The sequence below is a fragment of the Domibacillus mangrovi genome (assembly GCF_001906925.1).
GTDB classification, from domain to species: domain Bacteria; phylum Bacillota; class Bacilli; order Bacillales; family Domibacillaceae; genus Domibacillus; species Domibacillus mangrovi.
The window spans coordinates 65,793-74,014 of record NZ_MRWQ01000009.1 but is presented as its reverse complement, the minus strand read 5'-3'; the positions used below and the strand labels follow the sequence as shown (position 1 = coordinate 74,014).

Below are 8,222 nucleotides of genomic sequence, written 5' to 3'. Positions count from 1 at the left end.
TTTAGATTCCGGTCTTCCTCATAATCAATTCGGTAAATACGGCTGGGTGCTTCCGGATCTTTAATTAAATCTCGGAAAACAATCCGGTTGCCATTGTAGTCTGTCAGGACAAATGAGTCCGTATTCGCTTTCGTTAAAGTTAAATACAGACCAGGTGGCGCTATATATTTACCAGTAGCCGTATCATACGTAAAGAGATGAACCGTTCCATCACCTTCTTGATAGATCACATCATTATTTGGAAACTGGGACACACTTTCGCTTCCAATAAAGGACCATCCATATCCGATTGGTGAATCCTCCACTGCTTTAGAATTATACGTACGAGAAAATGAAAAACCGGAGTTTCCACGTCCTGTGACAGAAAAATCTGTAGATTCCAAAACCAAGTTCCCTGTTCCCAAGTTCACATATCCCTGTCCATCTGATAATTCATGCTCTGCATAAGACCAATAGCTTTCCAAGCCTAGACGGCTGACAGGATAATACACAATCGATAGTTTGGGTGAATATTTCAGCGCCCCTGTTGAACCTGATGCATCTCCAGAATAAAATTTCTTGTACGTTGCTAGTGTTTCATTCTGTGCTTTCAGCATCAATCCGATATTTTGAGACGGCTGGTCTACCCATTTCTGTACAATATCTGCTTTAATCGGCCATTTGAATAAGGGAGGCTCTGGAAGGGATGTGTCCAGTGCTCCGATCGTCTGATGAGACAGGACTGCTGGGATATAATCTCCACCTGTATTCGTCCAAAGGGCACTCAATGTCCGACGATTCCACGTCGCCCGGTTTTCTTCCCACGCTTTGCTCATTTCAAACAGTTGAATGGTAGATGCTGTATTATTCCATACGGATGACAGACGCATATTCAGCTGAGCACTCATGATTTTGGCGCCTTTAGGCAGGGCACCTGTGTCGAATTGGATCAAGGAACGAACGATATTACTCGTGGAGCCGCTTTGATGAAGACCTGTCCCAAGCTCCGTATCCGCCCCACCGGTTGTATCCGGCAGAGCACTGCGGATCGTTGTATCATTCAAGTCATTTTTCGGCTGGTACACTTTGATAGTTGGATCAATAGTGACTGGATAAACCCGATCTGGTGAGGTAAGCCACTCCACATCTGGCTTCAACGTAATGGACAACTTGTTTCCATTTTGAACGGCTTCCATGCCAATTTGATCGCTCCATGCCCCTTCTGGCATAGGTAATTCCATATTTGAGACAAAACCGTCCGGTATCGCTGAATCCATCATGAATGGTTTTTCAATCGCAAAGACCCGCTCTTTGGAACGATCATCTACTAAATAAAAATACCCGTCTTCTTCTGCTAGGTTGAGTCCGTTTAGTTCAAACTGAAATGAGTACTCCAACAGCTGATCCGCTGCCGGTTTTTCTTTTAATACAATGTCTTCTTTAACGGCGCTGTTGCCAACTGTGTAGGTGAGGTCCGTATTGGGATAAATGTCCTCATAGGTGATCTTATTCTCTTCAACCTCTGCCTTTGCCGCTTCAAGCGATTGTCCATTTTGTTCGATGCGATCGATTTCAATGGTTTTTCCTTCAAGATTGACAGACAGAAGCGGCTCTTCTGATTCACTTACTGTCGCAAACGAGGCATCAAAATCATTTTTTTGATTATGAAAACGGCCCGTTTCTTTTTTAGTTAGTGTATTGTCAATCTTTTCCCATTTTTCAGTTTTTTCATCCTGTACATGAATAGGTTCCGGTGAAATTTCCATCCGGTATGAGCCGTCTTCCTGTTGAAAAACCTGAGATGTTGCCGTTCGTTCTTCTACTATTTCTACTTCTTTTTGAAGAACAGGTACTATGTCCTTCTCTTTCTCTTTTGGCCTAGCCTCGACTGGACCAAATGGTGTTATCATACTACAGATCATTACTGTAGCTATGACTGAAGCAATATACTTTTTCAATCCATTTCCTCTCCTTACATAGTTTAGGAAGATTATAGTCGAATAAACGAAGGAAAACAATACAATTTATTACTAAATTGACATATTATTAATTAATATGTCATAATTTGAAGGTTATTGATTATTTAAATATAGCGGAATATGAATATAGTCATTTATTAAAAAAACAAAAAAAAAGCAGCTACATTAGTTTTCGCTGCTCCACCTCTTTTGTTTCTATTTTGGTTTTTAACGTGTAACCTTAACTTGCAGCACATATTGGCAATGCCTATGATTGCAGTCTAGTTGTGTTGTGCCTGCTGCATGTAAATTAACAGGTATCTGATTCCCTTCCCGGTAATAAAAAGTTTTTTTCTCATTCCTTCACCCCCTGTTCCTTCTCTATGTTTGGCCGCTTCTCACTCTTTCTATTTCCGACTTCTCAATATATATTTTCCGCGTTTAGTGGCTTCTGACCAAATATCGGTATCTTTCTTTAAGAGCTGCTGCACCTCATCAGCCGTTAGAAAAACGGTATGCCCTGGCAATTTGATTTCAATGAATGCTTGTCTCATCCACGCAGCTCCTTTGGAAAATAAAGCTCCTTGCCATTAACGACAAAGAGCGGTAACATTAAATACTCATGATGCGTTTCATTGTGAAGCGTTGGCCGTTCCTGTTGCACCAGGAGCGGCTTTTATTTGTTGCACGATCAAATATTGATCCACGACATAAACAAGGTTTTCCCGTTCTTTTAACAGTCTTTCTACGTTGTCGCCTTGAGCGGCAAACTCTTCTATCTCCTCACTGATAGCCGCAATTTCTCCAATAACATGATCCAGTTTCATTTCAGTCATGATTTTCTTCCTCCTCCATAAATTTCATAACCACTTGTGTATACGATTCTATTCTTTAAATAGCGGTATCCCTGTACGAAACCATGGATAAAATGATCCCCCGCTTCAGCTAATAACATATCGTGAAAGTTATCTTGAAAAACATTAAGCAGCTCTTTTTCCTTTTGATCCAGACCGTTGTAAATCGTCTGATAGCTTTCCTCTGTCTTTCCTGTCAATTCCCTTGTATGTACGGTCACTGGAACACCTTCTATAAGGGTTTCAAGTTCTTCTGCGGCAATGTCTCGTAGCACTTCTACCATCCCAGAATCGTAGCAAGCTGTCCCGAAGCCAAGTGTATGATCCAAACTAACTTCGAGTGATGTTTCTTCCGCAATATCTGCAATTCTACTTGTTGTTACCATGTCTCTTCTTCTGATCCTGCTCATGATGTTCCCTCTTTTCTTTATTTAACAGTTATCATTAAACTGCTTTTCACTATTTATTTTGCCTTTGACTGCCGCTATTCCATGCCTGAACCTTCCTTAATTCACATATCCTCGCCCCCTTTCTGTTCGCCATGAAGCGGCTATTTCAGCGCGTTTCGTATCGTGTAATAGAAATGATAGTATAGATAGTTTCCCGCCGTATGCGGCGCAATAAAGACTGTCTGGAAGCCATAGCGTGTTTCAAATGATTTCAACGATGCAAGCAATGCCTTTGCGTTATATTGGCTTCTGTAATGGCCAGTAATGATATTCTGATAGCCATTTGGATCTTCTACCATTAAGGCAAACGGAGAACTATGCGCCCGGATCAATTCATTTTCAAAGCGGATGCGCTCTTTTATCGTAGCTACCAGCTCGTCCACGCTGTTTTTCCGCTCAATGGCTGCTGGAAAATAAACATCCCGCTGAATACCCATTTCCACATTCTTTGGCAAATAGGCTGAATAGTCGCCGTAATCCAGTTTCTTCGTCTTATAGCTGATTTTCTTTGAATCAAAATAATCCGTGATATGTTTGTTTTGCTGCTCCCTGGTGTCGATCAGCATAACCATAGTGGAAAGCAGCTCCTTCATTTCTGTGTCGGTGTAGTGGTATCTCATGCCTGTCTCTTTCATTTTCGTCCTCTCCGCTTCTTTTCCAAATAATCAAAGTAGTTACATACCTTAGCAAAAACAAATTCTATGTCCTGAGCTCTTGCAATCTCCTTATAGGCAATTGGCTGTTTCTTATTTGATCCATGGGTTTCTCTCCAGGCATCCCACTTACCAGCGACATACTCAACATATACAACACTATGTTTACTGACAGAACGGGTGTATACTTCACCTGGAATAGCTACTATCAATCCATACCGCTTAGCCTTCTCATCCCTGCTTTCTATTTCTGCCTTTTCGATCAATTCATGAATCGTTGCCATATTTTCACCAACCTTTTATCTTTCCCTTACGCCTTTAACGCTATTAACGCTTTTTATAAATGAAACCCTTGGTACATAAGTCTTCGCGTTGATTTTCTCATAACGTCTTTTATACGTTTTTTATTACGCCTTTTATCAATTCAAATATTCATTTAATAAAGGCGTTAATAAAAACGTATTAAAAGCGTAGACTATAACCTGTCCTAAAACCTTGACATATCAATGTTTCTGTAAGTAAGAGCGTAAAAGGCGTTAATAGCGTAGAATTATTCGAGAAGTGTAATCTTCTGAATCGGCTTTTTCGAACCAGGTTTTCGCTCTTTTTCTACCTTGATAAATCCATTCGAGATTAAATCGTTTATAACAATATCTAGTTCTGCCTTGGAGAGATTTCTGTTGAAGAATTCTCTTACTTCATTCCGTGTCATGCCCCCTTCGCCGCTACCTTCTCTCCTTTTTAACTCATCCAGTAGCTTAATAGCATTTGGCTGTTCTAAAATCGCACCACTTCCGAATATAAAGCGGGCTGATCTAAAACAATAACCCCATAAATCAAGAGCCGCCTTTAAATGTATAACTGTGATTTTATCTGACTGGTCCAGCAAGGCGTATATACAAGCCAGACGCATCGTTTGAGCTTCTGCGCGGCTTGTCACTGCTCCAATAAGACCACCCACTCCTGTAGATAATGGTTCATAAATACGATGCCACAGTGCCTCTGCTTTCAGATCTCTTGTAATCTCTCCGGTAACCGATCCGAATTCAACCGCAGCTCTTATCTTTTCTACAAGCCCAGACACATCGACCTTGTGAAAAAAACCACCGCTTGGAAGCAACTTGGAACGTTCTACCATCAGCCACAAAAAGCGATTAGCAAGACCATTGACCAAATCAACATCGCTAATTTCCTTTTTCAATTCATCCTGTGTGATCTGGCCAAGAATAGATATGTGAGCGGCTGTTGCCTTCACAGGGCTTTTCGTTAAGGTTCTCGGACTACCTGTATCCCACAACTCTCTGATGATCGCTGATAACGTATTGCCTTCACGCTTGGCGGCCCTTAACGTTTTCCCAAATTCTTCTTCAATTACGAACATTCTTTTGTCATCAACGCCTTCGTCAATGACTTCCGTTTCATATCCAGTTACCTTTTTATCTTTTCCTTCACCTTTCGTGATTGGCACTTTTTTTGTTACTTCGTCTCGGACTGCGTGGATCAATCCCTCGCCGCTCGACATGCCAGATAATATGTGATCCTTCTCCCAGTCCGAGTTAACGGCTTTAAATAGTAGCCTAACTGGACTGAGAGACGTTCCTTTTCTTCCTTTGCCCGTGGCTCCAACAATTACAGAAAAGAGCCTGGCAGGATGTTGTCTCGCCCCCGCAGTAAAATGTGCTTTGTCTCCAATAATATTTCCGTATGCCGTTAAAAAGGTTATGAGCGTTGCAATCGGATCGCCTTCTGTATGCGGATCAATGGCCCTTACAATCTCCCCTGCTAACCCATGATAAGCAAGAGCTGCCGTTCCTTCATCATCGTCATACAGTTTGAGCTTCCCGGTAAACTCGCCACGTTCGTTAATAAAATCTTCATCGTTTTCCATTGAAGGTACCAGCGGATCTGCTGCCTCCATTGCTTCTTGCTCCTGTGGTAAAATAGAAGTATCTACATTTACACCTAGCGTCTTTTGTAGTTCATCCGGCGAAAAATGGTTTAACAGTATATCAGCCGTGTCTTTGTCTTTCATGGTGCACCCTACCCCGCTTTCATGTTCGTCTTTTCAAGGAAGCGGTCAACTTCTTGCAACGTTTGCACTTGTATAAGCGGATCATTTTCTATTAAGCAGTCCAGCCAATAATCAATTTGTGACGTTACATGATACAAGCTGCCAACACGCTCTAAGTCCTCAACCGTTTTAATAGTGGCAAGTGTTTCTTTTGCCATTTGTTCAACCTGCTTCAAAGTGTCTATCGCTTCCATTACTTTTCGACTCAATTCTTTTTTTAGAGCTGCCGATTGCTCCCGGCTGGCTCTTTTTTTTTGCCATTCTTTCGCCTGGTCACTGTCCGGGCTTTCTAATCCATAATCAGCAATCAGTATTTTAATAGCTTCTTTTGTCCCTACACCCCTCGATAACTTCACAATATCAATTACATCCCCAGGCCTGCCGTCATTACAGCCGCTCCAGCACCGAAACGTATTTGTGTCTGTATAGACAGTGAAACTAGGGCTTCGATCATCGTGATAAGGACAGCGAATGTTGAACCGCTCCCGGCTTGTTCTGGCCCCTGTGAAGTTTGCCCCGGCGTATCGGTCTAGTACGTCTGTTATAGAAATTGCATTTTTTATCAGATCAATGGCTGACATTACTTTAACCTCCTTCCCTAGCAATAACCGATGCCGTGGGTGATTGACTTATGGTATCCCTATACGCACGCCGCCAAGCAGTGTTTTTTCACCATTCCCTTGTAATTTCATTTACAATTTCAAATGCTTGTTGATACGGCCACCAGCGCTTACGATTCTTTCTAACCTCAATGGCTCTCATACGTACATCACACACAATGTCACTTTCTAAAAAACGTTTAGACATACAAGTGAGTTCAGCCATCTTATCCAAGTCAACCAGCCACAACGCTTCTCGTATTTCCTCATCCAGCCGCTTTTCGATGTACTGGCGAACAGCCTGTTTATCAAGCGGCACTTCAACTTTTGATGGAATCACTATTCAGCCCCCCTAAAAGCATTTATAATGCTGTTTCTAATTAAAAAAAAACTGTTCAATATCAATTTGCGGGTATTTCTCTTTCAAAGCATCCATAAAATTTCTTGAAGCTTTTATATAACCCCGTTCCACTTTTTCATACATAGACAGTGAAACCCCAATATAATCAGCCATTTCACGTTGTGTTAGTTTTTTCTCTTTTCTAAACTGCTTAAGCCGCCCCAGCGCTTTATTCATTCAATCCCTCCTCTCTCTAAATTAAAAGTTAATCGAATATTAACACAGCATCTTAAATGCGGTCAAGCATTATAAATGCGGTTTTTTATTGCATTCTACTTAAATAATTGTTTTAATTAAAGCAAGATTATTGCGGAAAGTGGTGAAATTATGGCTAATCAACTAGGAGAAATTATTCGTTCTTACAGGAAAGAAGCGAAATTAACGCAAAAACAATTAGCTGAAAAATTGCAAAAAGCCGAAAGTACAGTTCGGATGTGGGAGTTAGGGAAAAATACACCTTCATTAGAAACGTTACGGGATATAGGGGGTGCTTTAGATATTCCATTAGGTGAATTAATGTTGGAAGCTGGTTACATCAAAGAATTTAGGGAAATGGCACTGGATAATCTCAAAAAGCCCCCCTCAATTCCGACATTTGGAGAAGCTATTCGAGAAGCTAGGGAAGATAATTATAATGATAACTATGAGCAATTTACCATTCCATTATCTGATATAGCCAGACAGACTAATATTCCAGAAACAACACTTGAACAAATAGAAAATGGTGAAGAGATCGAACTTACCGATACCCAGATTATGAATATCTCTAATGCTTTAGATGTTAATTTTGCCTATCTATATTTATTAGCTGGCAAAGGAAATACACTATTTGAACAAGACATTTTAGAAAATATATTGATCCGAACTAGAACATTTTCAGCCAGTGAGGTAAAAAAGATTAGTTCAATGACTTTTGAAGAGTTCTGTGAATCAGAAAAGGGGTTAATAAACTCAGACGGATCTGTATTAGAAATGGACACGGCTGGAAAAATCTATAATGAGTGTACCTACAGTAATGAAATAAATCAATTAATGCACTTACACGCCTTTCCACAAATGTGGAGTGATTCGCCAGATATTCTATATTTATTGGATGTATCACACGCCCAACTTAACTACAGAGATCGAAAATTGTCAGCCAATGACAAACTAAAAATACTGGCAAAAATCGAAGAAATAGCGGATGAATTTGAGTACCAAGACTAAGTAACACTCACCTATTCCTATATACACGCCGCCAAGCATGAAGGGAATGGACA

The 8,222-nt window shown here is 40.8% G+C and carries 11 protein-coding genes; 1 reads left to right on the top strand and 10 read right to left on the bottom strand.

All coding sequences use genetic code 11. The features are described 5' to 3' along the window. The 10 genes from BLL40_RS11525 to BLL40_RS11485 all read right to left on the bottom strand — a co-directional run. A partial coding sequence (locus tag BLL40_RS11525) for a DNRLRE domain-containing protein (RefSeq protein WP_143180120.1) occupies positions 1–1,937 on the bottom strand: 1,937 nt, incomplete at its 3' end. A 407-nt stretch (positions 1,938–2,344) separates the two neighbouring features. Continuing rightward, positions 2,345–2,491, bottom strand: a complete 147-nt coding sequence (locus tag BLL40_RS17420; protein WP_159434222.1) for an SH2 domain-containing protein — start codon at positions 2,489–2,491, stop codon at positions 2,345–2,347. 78 nt (positions 2,492–2,569) lie between these two features. Then, positions 2,570–2,773, bottom strand: a complete 204-nt coding sequence (locus BLL40_RS11520; RefSeq protein WP_073712053.1) for a hypothetical protein — start codon at positions 2,771–2,773, stop codon at positions 2,570–2,572. Beyond that, positions 2,770–3,201, bottom strand: a complete 432-nt coding sequence (locus tag BLL40_RS11515; protein WP_083566501.1) for a hypothetical protein — start codon at positions 3,199–3,201, stop codon at positions 2,770–2,772. The genes BLL40_RS11520 and BLL40_RS11515 overlap by 4 nt, the downstream gene beginning before the upstream one ends. Positions 3,202–3,341: 140 nt before the next feature. Then, positions 3,342–3,875, bottom strand: a complete 534-nt coding sequence (locus tag BLL40_RS11510; protein WP_073712052.1) for an ERCC4 domain-containing protein — start codon at positions 3,873–3,875, stop codon at positions 3,342–3,344. Further along, positions 3,872–4,177 carry a hypothetical protein gene (locus BLL40_RS11505; protein ID WP_073712051.1) on the bottom strand — a complete coding sequence of 102 codons (306 nt, stop codon included), beginning with the start codon at positions 4,175–4,177 and terminating at the stop codon, positions 3,872–3,874. Before BLL40_RS11505 ends, BLL40_RS11510 begins: the two co-directional genes overlap by 4 nt. Positions 4,178–4,443: 266 nt before the next feature. After that, complete coding sequence (locus BLL40_RS11500) at positions 4,444–5,925, bottom strand: DUF3987 domain-containing protein (RefSeq protein WP_073712050.1); 1,482 nt, start codon at positions 5,923–5,925, stop codon at positions 4,444–4,446. A gap of 8 nt (positions 5,926–5,933) precedes the next feature. Then, positions 5,934–6,545 (bottom strand): CHC2 zinc finger domain-containing protein, encoded by a 612-nt coding sequence (locus BLL40_RS11495; RefSeq protein WP_073712049.1) that lies wholly within the window; start codon positions 6,543–6,545, stop codon positions 5,934–5,936. A gap of 88 nt (positions 6,546–6,633) precedes the next feature. Next, the gene (locus tag BLL40_RS11490) at positions 6,634–6,903 is read right to left on the bottom strand and encodes a hypothetical protein (protein WP_073712048.1); all 270 of its coding nucleotides are present in this window, start codon (positions 6,901–6,903) and stop codon (positions 6,634–6,636) included. A 36-nt stretch (positions 6,904–6,939) separates the two neighbouring features. Further along, on the bottom strand, positions 6,940–7,140 hold the full coding sequence (locus BLL40_RS11485; RefSeq protein WP_073712047.1) for a helix-turn-helix domain-containing protein: 201 nt from the start codon (positions 7,138–7,140) through the stop codon (positions 6,940–6,942). Between the two features lie 150 nt (positions 7,141–7,290). Here BLL40_RS11485 and BLL40_RS11480 point away from each other — a divergent pair, with 150 nt between their 5' ends. Continuing rightward, on the top strand, positions 7,291–8,169 hold the full coding sequence (locus BLL40_RS11480; RefSeq protein ID WP_073712046.1) for a helix-turn-helix domain-containing protein: 879 nt from the start codon (positions 7,291–7,293) through the stop codon (positions 8,167–8,169). The last annotated feature ends 53 nt before the right edge of the window (positions 8,170–8,222 follow it).